Origin of the sequence: Nocardiopsis coralli (assembly GCF_014892575.1) — a bacterium.
Lineage (GTDB): Bacteria > Actinomycetota > Actinomycetes > Streptosporangiales > Streptosporangiaceae > Nocardiopsis > Nocardiopsis coralli.
In genome coordinates, this window is sequence record NZ_JADBGI010000008.1 from 120453 (window position 1) to 137272 (window position 16820).

14 protein-coding genes are annotated in these 16820 nt (G+C 71.4%); 10 read left to right on the plus strand and 4 right to left on the minus strand.

Annotated features, from left to right (window positions below; genetic code table 11):
• The first annotated feature begins 151 nt into the window (after positions 1 to 151).
• Genes purN through IDM40_RS11055 form a run of 3 tightly spaced genes read left to right on the plus strand, consistent with a single transcriptional unit; the run spans position 152 to position 3242 of the window.
• Positions 152 to 787, plus strand: a complete 636-nt coding sequence (purN, locus tag IDM40_RS11045; RefSeq protein WP_193121864.1) for a phosphoribosylglycinamide formyltransferase — start codon at positions 152 to 154, stop codon at positions 785 to 787.
• Entirely contained in the window at positions 784 to 2355 is a 1572-nt protein-coding gene (gene purH, locus IDM40_RS11050) for a bifunctional phosphoribosylaminoimidazolecarboxamide formyltransferase/IMP cyclohydrolase (RefSeq protein WP_193121865.1), read from the plus strand. Before purN ends, purH begins: the two co-directional genes overlap by 4 nt.
• A 29-nt stretch (positions 2356 to 2384) precedes the next feature.
• Positions 2385 to 3242 carry a bifunctional methylenetetrahydrofolate dehydrogenase/methenyltetrahydrofolate cyclohydrolase gene (locus IDM40_RS11055; RefSeq protein ID WP_193121866.1) on the plus strand — a complete coding sequence of 286 codons (858 nt, stop codon included), beginning with the start codon at positions 2385 to 2387 and terminating at the stop codon, positions 3240 to 3242.
• A gap of 84 nt (positions 3243 to 3326) precedes the next feature.
• Here the strand turns inward: IDM40_RS11055 and IDM40_RS11060 are convergent, their stop codons facing one another.
• The gene (locus IDM40_RS11060; RefSeq protein WP_216630625.1) at positions 3327 to 4034 is read right to left on the minus strand and encodes an FHA domain-containing protein; all 708 of its coding nucleotides are present in this window, start codon (positions 4032 to 4034) and stop codon (positions 3327 to 3329) included.
• A gap of 342 nt (positions 4035 to 4376) precedes the next feature.
• Here IDM40_RS11060 and IDM40_RS28810 point away from each other — a divergent pair, with 342 nt between their 5' ends.
• On the plus strand, positions 4377 to 4838 hold the full coding sequence (locus IDM40_RS28810; RefSeq protein WP_193121867.1) for a DUF3017 domain-containing protein: 462 nt from the start codon (positions 4377 to 4379) through the stop codon (positions 4836 to 4838).
• 186 nt (positions 4839 to 5024) lie between these two features.
• Positions 5025 to 6242 carry an NADP-dependent isocitrate dehydrogenase gene (locus tag IDM40_RS11070; RefSeq protein WP_193121868.1) on the plus strand — a complete coding sequence of 406 codons (1218 nt, stop codon included), beginning with the start codon at positions 5025 to 5027 and terminating at the stop codon, positions 6240 to 6242.
• A gap of 559 nt (positions 6243 to 6801) precedes the next feature.
• Here the strand turns inward: IDM40_RS11070 and IDM40_RS11075 are convergent.
• Together IDM40_RS11075 and IDM40_RS11080 are read right to left on the minus strand one after the other, a co-directional pair.
• Positions 6802 to 8067, minus strand: a complete 1266-nt coding sequence (locus tag IDM40_RS11075; protein WP_193121869.1) for an LCP family protein — start codon at positions 8065 to 8067, stop codon at positions 6802 to 6804.
• Positions 8068 to 8239: 172 nt separating this feature from the next.
• Complete coding sequence (locus tag IDM40_RS11080; protein WP_193121870.1) at positions 8240 to 9361, minus strand: galactokinase family protein; 1122 nt, start codon at positions 9359 to 9361, stop codon at positions 8240 to 8242.
• A 443-nt stretch (positions 9362 to 9804) separates the two neighbouring features.
• Between IDM40_RS11080 and IDM40_RS11085 the strand changes: the two genes are divergently transcribed.
• The 5 genes from IDM40_RS11085 to IDM40_RS11105 all read left to right on the plus strand — a co-directional run bounded on the left by IDM40_RS11085 (position 9805) and on the right by IDM40_RS11105 (position 15385).
• Positions 9805 to 10917, plus strand: a complete 1113-nt coding sequence (locus tag IDM40_RS11085) for a YihY/virulence factor BrkB family protein (protein ID WP_193121871.1) — start codon at positions 9805 to 9807, stop codon at positions 10915 to 10917.
• 175 nt (positions 10918 to 11092) lie between these two features.
• The gene (locus IDM40_RS11090; protein ID WP_193121872.1) at positions 11093 to 12253 is read left to right on the plus strand and encodes a glutamate--cysteine ligase; all 1161 of its coding nucleotides are present in this window, start codon (positions 11093 to 11095) and stop codon (positions 12251 to 12253) included.
• A gap of 41 nt (positions 12254 to 12294) precedes the next feature.
• Entirely contained in the window at positions 12295 to 13533 is a 1239-nt protein-coding gene (locus IDM40_RS11095) for an amidohydrolase (RefSeq protein WP_193121873.1), read from the plus strand.
• Positions 13534 to 13658: 125 nt separating this feature from the next.
• Positions 13659 to 14759, plus strand: coding sequence for an adenosine deaminase (locus IDM40_RS11100; RefSeq protein WP_193121874.1), 1101 nt, complete (start codon positions 13659 to 13661; stop codon positions 14757 to 14759).
• Positions 14756 to 15385, plus strand: a complete 630-nt coding sequence (locus IDM40_RS11105; RefSeq protein WP_193121875.1) for a PH domain-containing protein — start codon at positions 14756 to 14758, stop codon at positions 15383 to 15385. Before IDM40_RS11100 ends, IDM40_RS11105 begins: the two co-directional genes overlap by 4 nt.
• A gap of 492 nt (positions 15386 to 15877) precedes the next feature.
• On the opposite strand, the gene IDM40_RS11110 is transcribed toward IDM40_RS11105, so the two are convergent.
• The gene (locus tag IDM40_RS11110; RefSeq protein ID WP_193121876.1) at positions 15878 to 16702 is read right to left on the minus strand and encodes a purine-nucleoside phosphorylase; all 825 of its coding nucleotides are present in this window, start codon (positions 16700 to 16702) and stop codon (positions 15878 to 15880) included.
• Between the last annotated feature and the right edge of the window lie 118 nt (positions 16703 to 16820).

A 16820-nucleotide genomic window follows, 5' to 3' on the forward strand; every position in this document is an offset into this window, starting at 1 on the left:
GGGCCCCTGTGGTCCCGGTTCTTGCGCCGCCCGTGTGCGGCGCGCACGAGTTTCCCCGGATGCCGCGCTGTCCCCCAGCGACCCCGGGAGCGGGAGCACGGCTCCCGTGCTGTTCTTCTACACACGAGGGAGAAGCACACTGTCCGCGCGAGTGGTGGTTCTCATATCGGGCACGGGCAGCAACATGGCCGCCCTGTTGGACGCCTGCAGGTCCCCCGAGTACGGGGCACAGGTGGTCGCCGTCGGATCCGACCGGCCCGGCGCCGGCGGGCTCGAGACAGCGGAGGAAGAGGGCGTCCCCGCGTTCGTGGTCCCCTTCCGCGACTACGCCGACCGGTCCGAGTGGGACACCGCGATGTCCGACCGGATCGCCGACTTCGCCCCCGACCTGGTGGTCTCGGCCGGGTTCATGCGCATCCTCGGTCCGGCCGTCGTGGGCCGCCACGCCGCGGTCAACATCCACCCGGCGCTGCTGCCCTCCTTCCCCGGCGCGCACGCGGTTCGCGACGCGCTCGCCCACGGTGTCCGGGTCACGGGCACCACCATCCACTTCCTCGACGAAGGGGTCGACTCCGGACCGATCATCGACCAGGTCCCGGTCCCCGTCGAGGACGGCGACGACGAGGCCGCGCTGCACGAACGCATCAAGACCGTGGAGCGGCGCATGCTCGTCGACACGGTCGGTGAGCTCGCGCGGCGCGGCTGGACCGTCGACGGCAGGCACGTGCGGCTGGGCCGCACCGGCCCGACCCCCACGAACGCGAGCGAGACGAAGGAGACCCCGTGACCCAGCGGGCCATCAGGCGTGCGTTGATCAGCGTGTACGACAAGACCGGTCTGGAGGGCCTGGGCGCCGGGCTGGCCCAGGCAGGCGTGGAGATCGTCTCGACCGGCTCCACCGCCGCGAAACTGCGCGAGGCCGGCATCGAGGTCACGCCCGTCGAGGAGGTCACCGGCTTCCCCGAGATCATGGGCGGGCGCGTCAAGACGCTCCACCCCCACATCCACGGCGGGCTCCTGGCCGACCAGAACGACCCCGCGCACGTGGAGACCATCGAGGGCCTGGGCATCGCACCCTTCGACCTCGTCGTGGTCAACCTCTACCCCTTCGGCGACACCGTGGCCTCGGGCGCCTCCGACGCCGACTGTGTCGAGAAGATCGACATCGGCGGGCCCGCCATGGTGCGGGCCTCCGCGAAGAACCACGGCAGTGTCGCCGTCGTCGTCGACCCCGGCGCCTACGACGAGACCCTGCAGGCGGTGAGCGGCGGCGGGTTCACCCTGGACCAGCGCAAGCGCCTGGCCGGGCAGGCCTTCCAGCACACCGCCGCCTACGACGCGGCCGTGGCGACCTGGTTCGCCGAGTCCTACGCCCCCGACGCCGAGTCCGGTGAGTCCGGATGGCCGGCGTTCTTCGGGGAGGACTTCGAGCGCGAGCAGGTGCTGCGCTACGGCGAGAACCCGCACCAGAAGGCGGCCCTGTACACCGCCTCCGAGTCCGCGGGGAGCGGGCTGGCCGGCGCCGAGCAGCTGCACGGCAAGGCGATGAGTTACAACAACTACGTCGACGCCGACGCCGCCCTGCGTGCCGCCCACGACTTCACCGAGCCGTGCGTGGCCATCATCAAGCACGCCAACCCCTGCGGGATCGCGGTCGGCGCCGACAACGCCGAGGCGCACCGCAAGGCCCACGCCAGCGACCCCGTCTCCGCGTTCGGGGGTGTGATCGCCACCAACCGCCCGGTCGAGGCCACCCTCGCCGAGCAGGTCGTGGAGATCTTCACCGAGGTGGTCGTGGCGCCCGCGTTCTCCCCCGAGGCCGTGGACGTGCTCACCCGGAAGAAGAACATCCGGCTGCTCGTGGTCCAGGGCGCCGAGGGTGTGACCGGCGGTGTGGAGCGCCGCCAGATCAGCGGCGGCCTGCTCGTGCAGTCACGCGACGCCGTCGACGCCCCGGGCGACGACCCCGAGAACTGGACCCTGGCCACCGGCGAGCCCGCCGACGAGCAGACCCTCGCCGAACTGCGCTTCGCCTGGCGTGCGGTGCGTGCGGTCAAGTCCAACGCGATCCTGCTCTCCTCGGACCGCGCCACCGTCGGTGTGGGCATGGGGCAGGTCAACCGGGTCGACTCCGCCCGTCTGGCCGTGGACCGCGCCGGGGACCGCGTGCGCGGTGCCGTGGCCGCCAGCGACGCCTTCTTCCCCTTCCCCGACGGGTTGGAGATCCTCACCGGCGCCGGTGTGCGCGCGGTCGTGCAGCCCGGAGGATCGGTGCGGGACGACGAGGTCGTCGCCGCCGCGAAGGCCGCCGGCGTCACGATGTACCTCACCGGCACCCGGCACTTCTTCCACTAGGCCATTCGCATCGAACACGAGGAGGCACCATGAGCGCGACCGTGCTCGACGGCAAGGCCGTCGCCAAGGCCATCAAGGAGGACCTGGCCGAGCGGGTCTCCAAGCTGCACGCCAAGGGTGTGACCCCCGGGCTGGGCACCGTGCTGGTCGGTGACGACCCGGGCAGCCACACCTACGTGCGCGGCAAGCACCGCGACTGCGCGCAGGTGGGCATCGCCAGCATCCGCCGCGACCTTCCGGCCGACGCCACCCAGGAGCAGGTGGAGCAGGCCGTGCGCGAGCTCAACGAGGACCCGGCCTGCACCGGTTACATCGTGCAGCTGCCCCTGCCCCGCGGTCTCGACGAGGGGCGGGTGCTGGACCTCATCGACCCCTCCAAGGACGCCGACGGCCTGCAGCCCACCAACCTGGGCAAGCTCGTCCTCATGGAGGAGGCGCCGCTGCCCTGCACCCCGCGCGGGATCGTGGAGCTGCTGCGCCGGTACGACGTTCCGCTCCGGGGCGCCGAGGTCGTCGTGGTCGGCCGCGGTGTGACCGTGGGCCGTCCGCTGGGCCTGCTGCTGACCCGCCGTTCCGAGAACGCGACCGTCACGTTGTGCCACACGGGTACGCGTGACCTGGCCGAGCACACCCGCAAGGCCGACGTCGTCGTGGCCGGCGCCGGTGTTCCCGGACTCGTCACCGCAGACATGGTCAAGCCGGGCGCGGCGGTGCTCGACGTCGGTGTCACACGCACGGACGAGGGCCTCGCCGGTGACGTCGCCGCGGGTGTGGACGAGGTTGCCGGGTTCCTGTCGCCCAACCCGGGCGGTGTGGGCCCGATGACCCGCGCGATGCTGCTGGTCAACGTGGTGGAGAACGCCGAGCGCCAGGCCGCCGCGCTGTAGACACCGGATCCTGTTCCTGCTGCCGGGTCCGACCGTTCGACCCGGCAGCAGGATCCCGCCGTTGCGGTCCCACCCGAACGCGGCTCAACTGGCCCAGCGTGCGGTGCCCTCCGGCATCGGGCGCACCAGTCCCAGCGAGACCACCTCGTTGGCCAGCCGGGTGCGCCGGTTCTGGCCCTCGGGGATACGGAACTTCTGGTACAGCCGCAGCAGGTGCTGTTTGACCGCGGCCTCGGTCACCACGAGCGCCTCGGCGATGTCGCGGGCCGTGGCCGGGGCGACGAAGGCCTCGTCGGAGAGCGCCGGCTGGCACAGGACGGTGAGCACGTCGAGCTCGCGCCGGGTGAGGTCGGGCACGGACTCGCGCCGCAGTTCGAGGTCGGGCCGCAGCTGCTCGCGCGGCAGGCCGCCCACCCGGCAGCGTGCGGTGCCGAACGTGAGGACGTCGCCCTCCTTGAGCACGCGGCGGGCGACGGGGCGCCCGTTGACCCGGGTGCCGTTGCGGGACAGCCCCAGGTCGACGACGTAGACGTAGGGCCCGCGGCGCACCAGCTCGGCGTGCAGCTGAGACACGGTCAGGTCGCGCAGGTGTATGTCGGCGCCCTCGCCCCGGCCGACGGTGGTGACCTCGCCCGCCAGGGAGCGCACGTCACCGGAGGAGTCGATCTTGAGGTAGGGGCCCTCTGCGGTGGTGTCCTCCGTCGTGGTGACCGGGGTCCGGGGGTGCTGACGACGGTGGGGGAAGGACGGTCGGGGGGTGGTGGTCTGGTCCGCGCTTGGAGTGGGCTTCATGGGGGTGGTCCTCGCTCACCGTGGCACTGGAACACCTCCTGGGTTACCCGGGCTGCACTGGTTCTACGCGCTTACTCCGGAGTTAGGCGGACAAGGCGCGGCAAATACGGGTCTGTGGCCGTGGCGGGCCTGGAAACGGTCTGCGGTCGCTCCGGACAGGACCGGACCGTTACCGTGAGCTCGGGGGCCTGGGTGACGCGGGCCAATACAATGACCGTGGTCCTCCCCGGCCGCCACGGTCCGTCGACGGCCTCGGGAAGCGACCGTGGAACGAGCCGCGCGGCGGCCAAGCACACGAACCGAACGGGTCGGTACGCGGTGGACAGGGCGGAGCAGACGCAAGTGGCGGACTCGGGCACCCCGGACGGCGACGTCCCCCAGGAGAGCACCCCCGGCGACGGCGAGGGCCGTGCCGAGGTCACCCCGGGGCAAGAGGTCGTCCCGGAGGAGAACGAGAACACCCCCGAAGGGGCACCGGAGACGGGCGCCGAGCAGACGGAGGGGCCGGTAGCCGACGAGCCCGCTCCGTCGAAGATCCCCCCGTGGCTCACCCAGGTGCCGTACGCGCTCGTGCTGTCCGGCCTCGCGGCGGGCATCGCGGTCGTCGGGTTCGCCTACTTCAAACGCGGCCCCGCCATCATCGCCGGGGCGCTCATGCTCGCGGCGGTGTTCCGGCTGGTCCTGCCCAAGGACTGGATCGGCATGCTCGCGGTGCGCCGCAGGTGGGTCGACCTGACCGTGCTGGTCGGGATGGCGTGCCTGCTCATCGTGCTCGCGTGGGTGGCGCCGCAACTGTCCGTCTAGGCGTCGAATAAGCTTGATGTCGAGATACCGCGAAACGACAAGACACCGCCTCCCCGGTGTGCACGGACACCGGGAGGGATCACGGGATTGCCGTGCGCGGAGAGCCGCCGCGCCCCGGTCACGAGCCGGGGCACGGCACCCGCTGCACGAGGCGGTTGCCGAGACTGAAGGGACAGCCACACAGCCATGGCCAAGATCAAGGTCGAGAACCCCGTAGTCGAGCTCGACGGTGACGAGATGACCCGGATCATCTGGTCCTTCATCAAGGACCGACTGATCCTGCCTTACCTCGACATCGACCTCAAGTACTACGACCTCGGTATCGAGGAGCGCGACCGCACCGACGACCAGGTCACCGTCGACGCGGCCCACGCCATCAAGGAGCACGGCGTCGGCGTCAAGTGCGCCACCATCACCCCGGACGAGGCCCGGGTCGAGGAGTTCGGCCTGAAGAAGATGTGGCGGTCGCCCAACGGCACCATCCGCAACATCCTCGGCGGCGTCGTCTTCCGCGAGCCCATCATCGCCGAGAACGTCCCGCGCCTGGTGCCGGGCTGGACGCAGCCGATCATCATCGGCCGCCACGCCCACGCCGACCAGTACAAGGCCACCGACTTCAAGGTCCCCGGCCCCGGCACGGTCACCATGACCTACACGCCCGAGGACGGCAGCGAGCCGATCGAGTTCGACGTCGCCGAGTTCCCCGAGGCCGGCGGCGTGGCCATGGGCATGTACAACTACCGGAAGTCGATCGAGGACTTCGCGCGCGCCAGCCTCAACTACGGCCTGGACCGCAACTACCCGGTCTACATGTCCACCAAGAACACGATCCTCAAGTCGTACGACGGCATGTTCAAGGACGTGTTCCAGGAGATCTACGACAACGAGTTCAAGGAGCGGTTCGAGGCCGCCGGCCTGACCTACGAGCACCGCCTGATCGACGACATGGTCGCCGCGGCGCTCAAGTGGGAGGGCGGCTACGTCTGGGCCTGCAAGAACTACGACGGCGACGTGCAGTCCGACACGGTCGCGCAGGGCTTCGGCTCGCTCGGCCTCATGACCTCGGTCCTGCGCACCGCCGACGGCAGCACCGTCGAGGCCGAGGCCGCCCACGGCACCGTGACGCGCCACTACCGCCAGCACCAGCAGGGCAAGCCCACCTCGACCAACCCGATCGCGTCCATCTTCGCGTGGACCCGCGGTCTGGAGCACCGCGGCAAGCTCGACAACACCCCGAAGGTGGTCGAGTTCGCCCAGACGCTCGAGGACGTCGTCGTCAAGACCGTCGAGGGCGGTCAGATGACCAAGGACCTCGCCCTGCTCGTCGGCGGTGACCAGGACTGGCTCACCACCGAGGAGTTCCTCGCCGCGCTGGACGAGAACCTGAGCAAGCGCCTCGCCTGAGGACGCACTCCACAGGGGGACCGGGCTCCGGACGGGGTCTGATCTCTTGGCGGCGGATGGTCATCCCTTTGCCGCTTTCGTGCGCCCGGTCGGCCCCTGAGAGGGGTTCGGCCGGGCGCACGCGTGTGTGCGGCCCGGGTGGCCCTCAGAGATTTTCCGGGCGCGTTTTCCGTGTTCGGCGGGCATGCGGGGCGGTTCGGTGCCACGATGAGGGTGTTGCTCGACCCCCGCTCCCCGCCGATGCGACGTATGACACGTGCATACGATTCGCGTCTTTGGCGAACTTTGACTTATTGTGGAGACACGCCGGTGAGAACCGGCAGGCCAGAGCGGGTTTCGACCCGCAGGTCACAGACCGACGTGCCGGCAGTGCGCCCGCTGGGGGGTAGGCGCGCACAGCTCGGAACGTCACAGAAGGGCCCGTCACTCCGGTGGCGGGCCCTTCGCCTTTGTCAGGGGTCCTTCACGCCGAGGCGCCCGGCGGGAGAACCCCGCCCCCGGCCCCCGTGTCACCGGGGCCGGGGACGGCTGGACCCACGAGGCGTCCACCGGGGAGGAGCTAGTCCTCCATGGCCTCCTCGGGGATGGGCTCGCCCTCGCGCATCGCCTCGAACATCATCTCCGAGCGCTGCTCGTCCCAGGTCACGACCGCACCCACGTCCGGCATGGTCGGGGTGTCGCCGACCGGGATCGCCGTCGTCTCGATACCGCCGCGCATGGCCAGGAGCATGCTCGCCAGGTGCCTGAGCTTGTCGCCCTCGTCGACGGTGAAGGTGTCGGTCCCCGCGATCACCAGCGGACCGGCGCGGAACGGGTTGAACATCGTGGAGGGCGCACTCGCCTCCTCGATCAGCGCCGAGAAGAACTCCCGCTGGCGTTGGATGCGGTCGAGGTCGGCGCGCGGGGTGGCGCGGGTGCGCACGTAACCCAGTGCGGTCCCGCCGTCCATCTCCTGGCAACCGGCCTCGATGTCCAGGCCGGCCTTGGGGTCGGCGATGGGTTCCTCGGGGCACATCTCCACGCCGCCGACCGCGTCGACCAGGTCCACGAACCCGCCCATGCCGATCTCGACGTAGTGGTCCACCGCCACACCAGAAGCGCGTTCGAAGGACTCCACCAGGGGCGCGGGCCCGCCGCAGACCTCCTCGCCCTCCTCGTCGGTGCCGCACACCGAGTCGGCGTAGGCGGTGTTGATCTTGTTGTCCGCGTAGCCGGGCACGGCCATGGGGACGTAGGAGTCACGCGGCACGCTGACGATGGTGGGATCGCCGTCGCGCGGGGTGTACAGCAGCATGATCGTGTCGGTGCGCTGCCCCTCGGCGCTGCCGGTCGCGAGCTCCTCCATCTGGTCGTCGTCCATGCCGTCGCGGCTGTCGGAGCCGACGATCATGTAGAGGTCCCCGCGGCTCTCGTCCGGGCGGCCGTCGTAGTCCTGGAGCGCCTCGACCCGGTCCAACCGCGAGTCGGCCCACAGGTAGAAACCGAGCGGCACGATCAGCACGACGACCAGGATCATGACCAGCACGGTCGTGAACCGGCGCTTGCGGCGCTCGCGGGCCCTGCGCTTGATGCCGCGCCCGTCGTACTCGCGGGCATCGGAGTGGGTGCGGCGGCGCCGCTTCTCCCGGCCCGCCGGCGGGATCTCGTCGGCTGACGGCATCCGCCGGGTCTCGCCGACCACCCGCTGCTCGGACTCGCGGGGGCGGTAGAGCTTCTCGAACTCGTCGGGGGCGCCCGGCCCTCCTCCGCCGCCGCGGCGGAACACCCCGCCCCGGTCGTGCTCCCCGGTCGGACCGTGCCCGCCCGGGTCTCGTCGATCAGCCATGGATTCTGCCCGTCCCCGTTCCGCGTGATGCCTTCGCCTTCACCCCTGTGGGATCGCCAGACAGCGTAGCCGGGTTCGCACCTGTTTCCGGATTCGGCCCTGTCGGTGCGCATATCTCCTGCCACGCGGGCGATCCGGGTTCTGTGCGCCGAGTACGGCCGGGATGTCCGGTTCAGCGCAGGCGGTGTGCACCGGCGGCCGGCCGGGCCGTGCGCAGGTGCGGGGCGCGGTCCCCCCGGCCTGCGAAGGCGCGCTCCACGCCGGTCAGTACCCGCTCCAGCCGGTCGTCGCCGACCAGGGCGAACGCGGTCCCGTGCCAGCCGCTCATGCGCACACCCCGGGCGCCCGCGCGCGAAGCGGACTCGGCGGCCAGGTCCACGTCGGCCGTGGGCAGCTCGAAGCGGCGCAGGGACAGGTGGGAGGCGGACAGGATCGGGCCGACCTCCCCGAACCGGTCGGCGCGCAGCAGGCCCACGGCTGCGTTGAGGCGGTGGACCTCGGTGACCGCGTACTCCACGCGGCGGGCCATCGCCGCGTTCGGCATCCGGTTCAGCGCCGCGGGCAGGTCCTGCACCGCGCGCAGGGGACCGAGGATCCCCGCGGCCCGGCGGAGCTCGTCCTCCCGTGCCCGGCGCAGGTCGCGGCGGTGGCGGGACCCGGTGTCGGCCACGAGCAGGTGCAGGTCCTCGGCGGCCAGGTCGAAGGGCAGCACCGTCGTGCGCAGGCTCTTGTGGTTGACCCGGACCGCGCACCCGGGGCGGGCCACCAGCGCGACCCGTTCGCCCGCGTCGGCACCCTCCGGAGGCGGGGCACCGCCCAGGTCGGCCAGGGCCAGCGCCGTGGCGGCCCGGAGCGCGGACGTGTACCCCAGGGAGGCGTGGTCGGGCAGGTCGGCGGCGACGACGGCGCGGACCCCGGCCCCGGGCGCCAGCACCGCGTCGCGGCGGGCGCGGTCGACGGCGGCGGAGATCTCGGCGGCGATCGCGGAACGCGCGCGCAGAGGGCCTTCGGGGGTGGCGGCGTGCACCTGGGCGTCCTCGGTGGGCCCGAGAGCCACCCGCACACCCCAGGGCAGCGCCGCGTACAGGCCGGCGCCCTCGCTCACGGCCGTGTGTTCGCCCATGAGCGCCAGGCGGCCGGGTGCGTGCCAGACCCCCGCGGGGGGTACGCCGAAGCGCTCCGTGAACGCCTGCGCGAGCGCGTCGGGGTCGGGAGGGTTCCGCGGCCAGGCGCCCCTCGGTCCGGCCGGGCCCAGGCCCAGCGCCGCGCGCAACCGTGTCCCCGCGCCCCCCACCGCACGTCCCCTTCTCCCGCTGTGTCCCCCGTCCACCCTCCAGGATGCACCGCCCCGGGCGCGGCCCGTGCGTGGGCGTGGTCACTTCGAGGGCGGGAAGGCAGGGCCGGGCCTGTTTGGTGGACGCCTTCCGTCGCTTCGACCAACTACTGCGCCGAAGGCGTCGTTTGAGGGTGGTGGCGGGCGACGGGCGGGACAGTGGTGCTATCGCAAGGCCGAAGAAGGAGGCCCCTACTGTGCACTGCTTCGCAAGCTCAGCAATATCGCACAGCGGGGGCCCGGCCCGGATGTGCCGTTGACTGATGAGAACGCAGCGAGAGTGCCGCTGGGGCGACGCGCAGCAGGTAACTGGGCGTTCGCCAAGCAGGGCCATAGGGTGTGGCTCCCGAGAACGCCGAGCGCCGTGCCCGGAGCGGAGCCGCCCGGGACGGAGGAGGGGACAGATGACGTCGGTGGCCGAGCGGGCCCGCGGAGCTGCGCAACGCGCACAGAACACCGCGATGGACACCTACTGGGAGCTGCGGCAGCGCAGCCCCGCCGCGGACCACCTGGTGCGCGCCTACGAGCGGTACTCCGACCAGAACGGGAACCAGCTCGCGGGCGCGGTGACCTACTTCGCGTTCCTGTCCTTCTTCCCGCTGCTCGCTCTGGCCTTCGCGGTCGTCGGTTACCTCACCGCGGTCGACGTCGAGCTGCAGCAGTACCTGAACGATGCCCTGGACGAGGCGTTGCCGGGGCTGTCGGACCAACTGCCGGTGGAGCAGATCGCCGACGCGCGTGTGGGTGCCGGGCTCATCGGTGGTCTGGGTCTGCTCTACGCGGGCCTGAATTCGGTGGCGGCGGCGCGCGAGGCCCTGCACGCGATCTGGTTGAACAGCCTGCGCCAGGGCCCCAACTTCTTCGTGCGCAAGGGCGCCGACCTGCTGGTCATGGCGGGCCTGGGCACCGGCCTCCTGCTCACGGTCGCCCTCACCAGCGTGGGCCAGACGGCGACGTACTGGATGCTCTCGCTGGTGGGTCTGGACGGATCGGTGATCGCCGGGCTGGCCCTGCGCCTGCTGGCCCTGGCGGTGGCGACCGCCATGAACGTGCTGATCTTCGTGCTCGCCTTCTCGCTGCTGTCGGGGGCGGGGCGCCCCACCCGCCCGATGTGGTGGGGCGCGCTCATCGGCGCCGTCGGGTTCGAACTGCTCAAGAGCGCCGCCACGCTGCTGCTGGCCGGCACGCTCACCAACCCGGTCTACGCGTCCTTCGCGGTGCTGGTCGGTCTGCTGGTGTGGATCAACCTGGTCATGCGCCTGGTGCTCTTCAGCGCCGCGTGGACGGCGACGTGGCTGCCGGTCATGCCGCCCTACACCGGGTCCCTGCCCCTGCCGGAGGAGAACGGGCTGGACTGGACCCGGCGTGTGAAGGTCCTGCGCCCCTCGCCGGAGGCCCTGGCCGAGCGCCGCCTGGCCCAGCGGATCCTCGCGGCGCTCATGGCGACCGTGGCGGCGGCGGTCACTGCAGGCGCCGCCGCGGTGCTCACCCGCCGCGGCGGGGGCGACCGGGGCTGAGGCCCGTCCGTTCCGAGCCCGAGCCCGCCCGGTCCGTGCAGGACAAGGGTCGTTCGTCCTCCACGGTGTGTTCGCTCCGTATGCGGCGGGCTCCGGCGGGGTAGTCCTCCTCTGTCCCGGTTCGCCGGGAAAAGCGGCCGGGAAAAGGCTGCACGACCCCCCTGGAGGACGGAAGATGGCCATTTCGTTCACGTCATCCGAACGCCCGACGATCGGAGTGGAATGGGAACTCCAACTCGTCGACCATAAAACCCGACACTTGCGTCAGGAAGCGAACAAACTTCTCACCGCACTTCCGGATCTCAGTTCCGGAAGTGCGCACCCTCCCTTGCGCCACGAACTCATGCAGTCGCAGATCGAGGTGGTCACCGGCATCTGCGAGACGGTCGAAGAGGCCAAGGGCGACCTGTCCCGCACGATCGCCCGTATGCGCGAGGTCCTCGAACCGTGGGGCACCACCCTGACCTGCTCGGGAACCCACCCCGTCGACGACTGGCGCGACCAGGAGCTCAGCCCCGGGGAACGCTACGTCGAGCTCGTCGACCAGATGCAGTGGCTCGCGCGGCGCATCCTCACCTGCGGCGTGCACGTCCACGTGGGGGTCCGCGACCGGGAGAAGGCCGTGCCCATCGTCAACGCGCTCTCCCACTACCTGCCGCACTTCCTCGCCCTCAGCGCTTCCAGTCCCTATTGGACCGGGGGAGACACAGGGCTCGCGTCGGCACGGTCCATCATCTTCGGAGCCCTACCCACCTCCGGCCCGCCGCCCAACCTTCCGGACTGGCGAGCTTTCGAGGATTACCTCGAAACACTACTCAGGGCGGGTACCATCGCCTCTATCAAGGAAGTGTGGTGGGACATCCGTCCGCACCCCGATTTCGGCACGATCGAGATCCGGATGTTCGACGGAATTCCCACGCTGCGCGAGGTGGGAATGGCCGCCGCGCTCTCCCAGAGCCTGGTGGAGCTGTTCGATACCCAGCTCGACCGCGGGTACGGGCTACCCAGCCCGCCCCCCTGGGTCGTGAAGGACAACAAGTGGCGGGCCACCCGCTACGGACTCGACGCCCGGGTCATCACGGACACACACGGAACCACCGTGCCGCTCCGCGACGACCTCTACGAGCTGGTTCGGGAGCTGCGGCCGACCGCTGCCCGCCTGGGCTGCGCCGAGGACCTGGACCTGGTCTCCGAGATCCTGGACAAGGGCGCCTCCTACGAACGCCAGCGCGCGGTCGTCGCGGACGGCGGGTCGATCTCCGACGTCGTGGATCTGCTCGCCGCCGAACTCCGCAGCGGTGATCCCACTCGCGCTGTGTCCGTGCCGGCGACGTAGCCGGCTGCGCGGTAAGACGTGAACGAAGAGGGGACCCTCGCATGCAGGGACATGACCTGCCGGAACAGTTGACGGCCTTCCTGGCCCGCAACGAGCGAGAGCTCATCGGCTTTCGCCGGGACCTGCACATGCACCCCGAACTCGCCTTCGCCGAACACCGCACCACCGGCCGCATCGCCGAACGCCTCCGGGCAGCCGGCCTGCAGCCCCAGGTCCTTCCCGTGGGCACCGGTCTGGTCTGCGACGTCGGTTCCGGCCCCGGGCCCGTCGTGGCCCTGCGCGCCGACATCGACGCGCTGCCGCTGACCGACGAGAAGGAGGGCTCGCCCTACCGCTCCACCGTGCCGGGGGTTGCGCACGCGTGCGGGCACGACGTGCACACCACCGTGCTGCTGGCGACCGGCCTGTTCCTGGCCCAACAGGAGCGGGCCGGGGCCCTGCCGGGGCGGGTGCGGCTGTTCTTCCAGCCGGCCGAGGAGCTGCCGGGCGGCGCCGTGGAGGTCGTCAAGGCCGGCGGGATGGAGGGCGTGGACCGCGTCTTCGCGTTGCACTGCGACCCCCGTCTCACCGTCGGCAAGGTGGGGCTGCGTACCGGCGGCATCACCGCCGCTTGCGACCAGCTGCGTGTGCGCCTCTCCGGGCCCGGGGGCCACACGGCCCGCCCGCACCTGACCGCCGACCTGGTCTACGCCCTGGGCAAGATCGTCACCGAACTGCCGGCGGCGCTGTCCCGCCTGGTCGATCCCCGCGCAGGGTTCAGCCTCGTGTGGGGACGCGTCAGCGCGGGCTCGGCCCCCAACGTCATCCCCGACGACGCCGTGGCCGAAGGCACCGTGCGCTGCCTGGACGACGAGGCCTGGCACGAGGCGCCCGACATCGTGAAGGGCCTGGTGGAGTCGGTGGCCTCCGCGTACGGCGCGCGCCCCGAGGTGACGTACCGGCGCGGGGTCCCGCCCACGGTCAACGAGGCCACCAGCGTCGAGGTCATGCGCGAGGCCGTCACCCGCGCCCTGGGTCCGGACGCGGTCACCTCCACCCCGCAGAGCCTGGGCGGGGAGGACTTCGCCTGGTACCTGGAGCACGCGCCGGGCGCCCTGGCGCGCCTGGGCACCCACTCCCCGGACTGGGACGGGCCCATGCTCGACCTGCACCGCGGCACCTTCGACGTCGACGAGCGCGCCATCGGTGTCGGCACCCGGTTCGCCGCCACCACCGCGCTCACCGCCCTGTGGGAGGCCGCGCGGAGCGGGGAGCGCGTCGACAGCGGTGCCATGGCCTGACCCGGCGGCCGGCGGCGGGTCCGCGCGGTGCCCCGACGGCGCGGACCGCCCCATCTGCCGGATTTTCGGTAACTTCCACCCGGGGGTGGCGGGCGCGTCCGGCGGCGGGTGGCATGCTGTGGACCATGAACCAGCCACTGACTGTTGAGCAGATCCGGCGGGCGCCGAAGGTGCTCCTGCACGACCACCTCGACGGCGGGCTGCGCCCCGAGACCGTCGTCGACCTGGCCCGGGAGACCGGCTACACCGGCCTTCCCACCTATGACCCCGTGGAGCTGGGCAACTGGTTCCGCGAGGCCTCCGACTCCGGGTCCCTGGAGCGGTACCTGGAGACCTTCGCGCACACGACCGCGGTGATGCAGACCCGCGAGGCCCTGGTGCGCGTGGCCGCCGAGTGCGCCGAGGACCTGGCCGCCGACGGCGTCGTCTACGCGGAGTCGCGTTACGCCCCCGAACAGCACCTGGAGGGCGGGCTCTCCCTGGAGGAGGTCGTCGAGGCCGTCCAGGAGGGCCTGGAACTGGGTGAGAAGCGCGCCGCCGAGCAGGGCAACCCCATCCGCACGGGGCAGCTCGTCACCGCCATGCGGCACGCGGCGCGCTCCTCCGAGATCGCCGAGCTCGCGGTGCGCTATCGCGACGCCGGGGTCGCGGGATTCGACATCGCCGGTGCCGAGGCCGGGAACCCTCCCACGCGCCACCTGGACGCGTTCGAGTACCTGCGCCGGGAGAACTTCCACTTCACGATCCACGCGGGTGAGGCCTTCGGGCTGCCTTCCATCTGGGAGGCCCTGCAGTGGTGCGGGTGCGACCGGCTCGGCCACGGTGTGCGCATCGTCGACGACATCACCGCGCACCCGAACGGCGCCCCGACCCTGGGCCGCCTCGCGCAGTACGTGCGCGACAAGCGTGTGCCCCTGGAGATGTGCCCGAGCTCGAACGTGCAGACCGGTGCGGCGTCCTCCATCGCCGAGCACCCCATCGGCATGCTGCGCGATCTGCGTTTCCGCGTCACCGTCAACACCGACAACCGGCTGCAGAGCGGGACCGACCTGTCCGGGGAGTTCGCGAAGCTGAGCGAGGCCTTCGGCTACGGCTGGGACGACCTGCAGTGGTTCACGGTCAACGCGATGAAGTCGGCGTTCCTCTCCTTCGACGAGCGCCTGTCCCTCATCAACGGCATCATCAAGCCGGGTTACGCCCGCCTGAAGTGGGCGACCGACCAGTGACCGAGCAGAAGAGCACCACGCACTACGCCACGTCCACACGGGTCATGGGGATCGTGTGGACGGTCATCGCGCTGCTGCTCCTGGCCGACGTGCTGCTGCGCGGTGAGGGGCGTATGGCGTGGATCGCCGGCGCCTTCCTCGTCGCGAGCATCGCCGGCGTGTACCTCGTGTGGCTGCGGCCGCGGGTGGTCTCCACCGAACGCGGCATCCGGGTGATCAACCCGCTGCGCGAGGTCTTCGTGCCCTGGAACGCGGTCTCGTGGATCGACGTCGTGGACGTGCTCCGCGTGCACACCCCCGCGGGGCCGGTGCGTTCCTGGCCGCTGCGTGAGTCCAAGCGGTCCAAGGTGCGCGAGAACATGCGCCGGGACGCCGGACACATCGACACCGACGTGGACGACGACCCGACGCAGGCCCGCCCGGTCGACCTGATGGCGCGCGAGCTGCGCCGCGACGCCGAGCGGCACAAGGCCCGCCCGTTGAGCGGTCCGATCCGGGACGCGGCCGAGGCCGGGCCCGCCGCGATCGGTGCCGAGGACCGGCCCCAGGCGATGGTGCCGGTCGAGGTGATCCTGGTGCTGAGCCTGACCGCCGCGCTGCTCGTGGCGGTGTTCCTCCTGGCCTGACCTGGGCTTCCGCAAGCCCGTGCCGGACCCGGTTCCCGACTTCGGGGGCCGGGTCCGACGCATATGGGGAGAAGGGTTGACGCCGTACCCCCAGCTCTGGTTAGGTAAGGCATGCCTAAGGGGACATTGCTCCGGGGCGGGCTTCGCGCGGATGGCCCGTTCCGGAGCAACCCCCCTCAGGCACGTGCGGTTCGTCCGCTCAACGGGAAGAGAAGGTGACGCCCGCCGTGAGTCCAACGGGGTCTGCGGGGACCCTGCACGGCGGCCGCCACCCGGGACACGAGTGCCCGACCCGCCCTGGCAGCGCCCGGCGCCGTCCACCCCACGGCCTCGGGGTGCATGCTCGCCACGCCGGACGCCGGTGCCGCCAGGGCGGGGCCTCCCCCGATGAGTGGGGCACGCACACCAACGCGTCCCTCCTTGGCGCACACATGCCGTCGGCCCGGCCGGATCTCTCTCCCCGGCCGGGCCGACGGTGTGTGGTTCCCCGGTTCAGATGCGCGAGAGCACCCTGTTGAGGAGCTCCCCGAGGCGGTGCGCCCGCTGGGTGACCACCTCCAGGGCACGCTCGGACTCGAACGGTTCGAAGACCGCCCCGAGGGCGTCGTTGCTGACGATCGCCAGGCCCAGGACGTCGGCCCCGGCCTCGACCGCCGCGATCGCCTCCAGTGCGATCGACCGGCCCACCAGGTCCGCACCCGCCTGGCGCAGCACGTTCAGCTCCGCCGGGGTCTGGAACTGGGGTCCGACCGTCGACACGTACACACCCTCGGCCACCGACGGGTCCACCTCGCGGGTGACCTCCCGCAGCCGTGTCGTGTAGGTGCCGGACAGATCCACGAAATCGGCGCCCACCAGCGGTGAGCGCCCGGTCAGGTTGATGTGGTCGCGCACGACGACGGGCTGGCCCGGCGCGATGTCGGCGCGGAGCGAACCGGCCGATCCGGTCAGGACCGCCGTCCGCGCGCCCGCGGCAGTGCCGGTGCGTACCGCGTGCGCCACGTCCATCGGGTCGTACCCCTCGTAGAGGTGGACCCGGCCCATGAAGACCACGACACGCTTCTCGCCCACCCACATGCTGCGCACCGCGGGGGTGTGCCCCTCCGCGGAAGGTTCGTGGAAACCGGGGAGATCGGTCACGTCGAGTTCGATGTCCGGGGTGCCCAGCGTCTCGGCCGCGCCGGCCCAGCCCGAGCCGAGCACCACCACGGCGTCGAAGGAATCGGCGCCGGCGCGCGACAGCAGCTCTTGTGCGGCCGATTCCGCCAGTTCCTTCGCCTGTTCGGTGGTCCGGGGCGGCTGCTCTGTATCGCTCACGGGACGGATGCTACCGCTGTGTAATCGTATTTTTCCGGAGCGCAACGCTGGATGGCGATCGGGTGTCAGGCGGGCGGAAGGGGCGTCCGCATGGCTGACAATGGGAGGAAGCGATAAA

What these genes read in the sequence shown, in the direction of transcription:
- IDM40_RS11055 (WP_193121866.1), top strand. Translation starts at nt 2,385, where the DNA reads ATGAGCGCGACCGTGCTCGACGGCAAGGCCGTCGCCAAGGCCATCAAG.
- IDM40_RS11060 (WP_216630625.1), bottom strand. Translation starts at nt 4,034, where the DNA reads ATGAAGCCCACTCCAAGCGCGGACCAGACCACCACCCCCCGACCGTCC.
- IDM40_RS11070 (WP_193121868.1), top strand. Translation starts at nt 5,025, where the DNA reads ATGGCCAAGATCAAGGTCGAGAACCCCGTAGTCGAGCTCGACGGTGAC.
- IDM40_RS11075 (WP_193121869.1), bottom strand. Translation starts at nt 8,067, where the DNA reads ATGGCTGATCGACGAGACCCGGGCGGGCACGGTCCGACCGGGGAGCAC.
- IDM40_RS11085 (WP_193121871.1), top strand. Translation starts at nt 9,805, where the DNA reads ATGACGTCGGTGGCCGAGCGGGCCCGCGGAGCTGCGCAACGCGCACAG.
- IDM40_RS11090 (WP_193121872.1), top strand. Translation starts at nt 11,093, where the DNA reads ATGGCCATTTCGTTCACGTCATCCGAACGCCCGACGATCGGAGTGGAA.
- IDM40_RS11095 (WP_193121873.1), top strand. Translation starts at nt 12,295, where the DNA reads ATGCAGGGACATGACCTGCCGGAACAGTTGACGGCCTTCCTGGCCCGC.
- IDM40_RS11100 (WP_193121874.1), top strand. Translation starts at nt 13,659, where the DNA reads ATGAACCAGCCACTGACTGTTGAGCAGATCCGGCGGGCGCCGAAGGTG.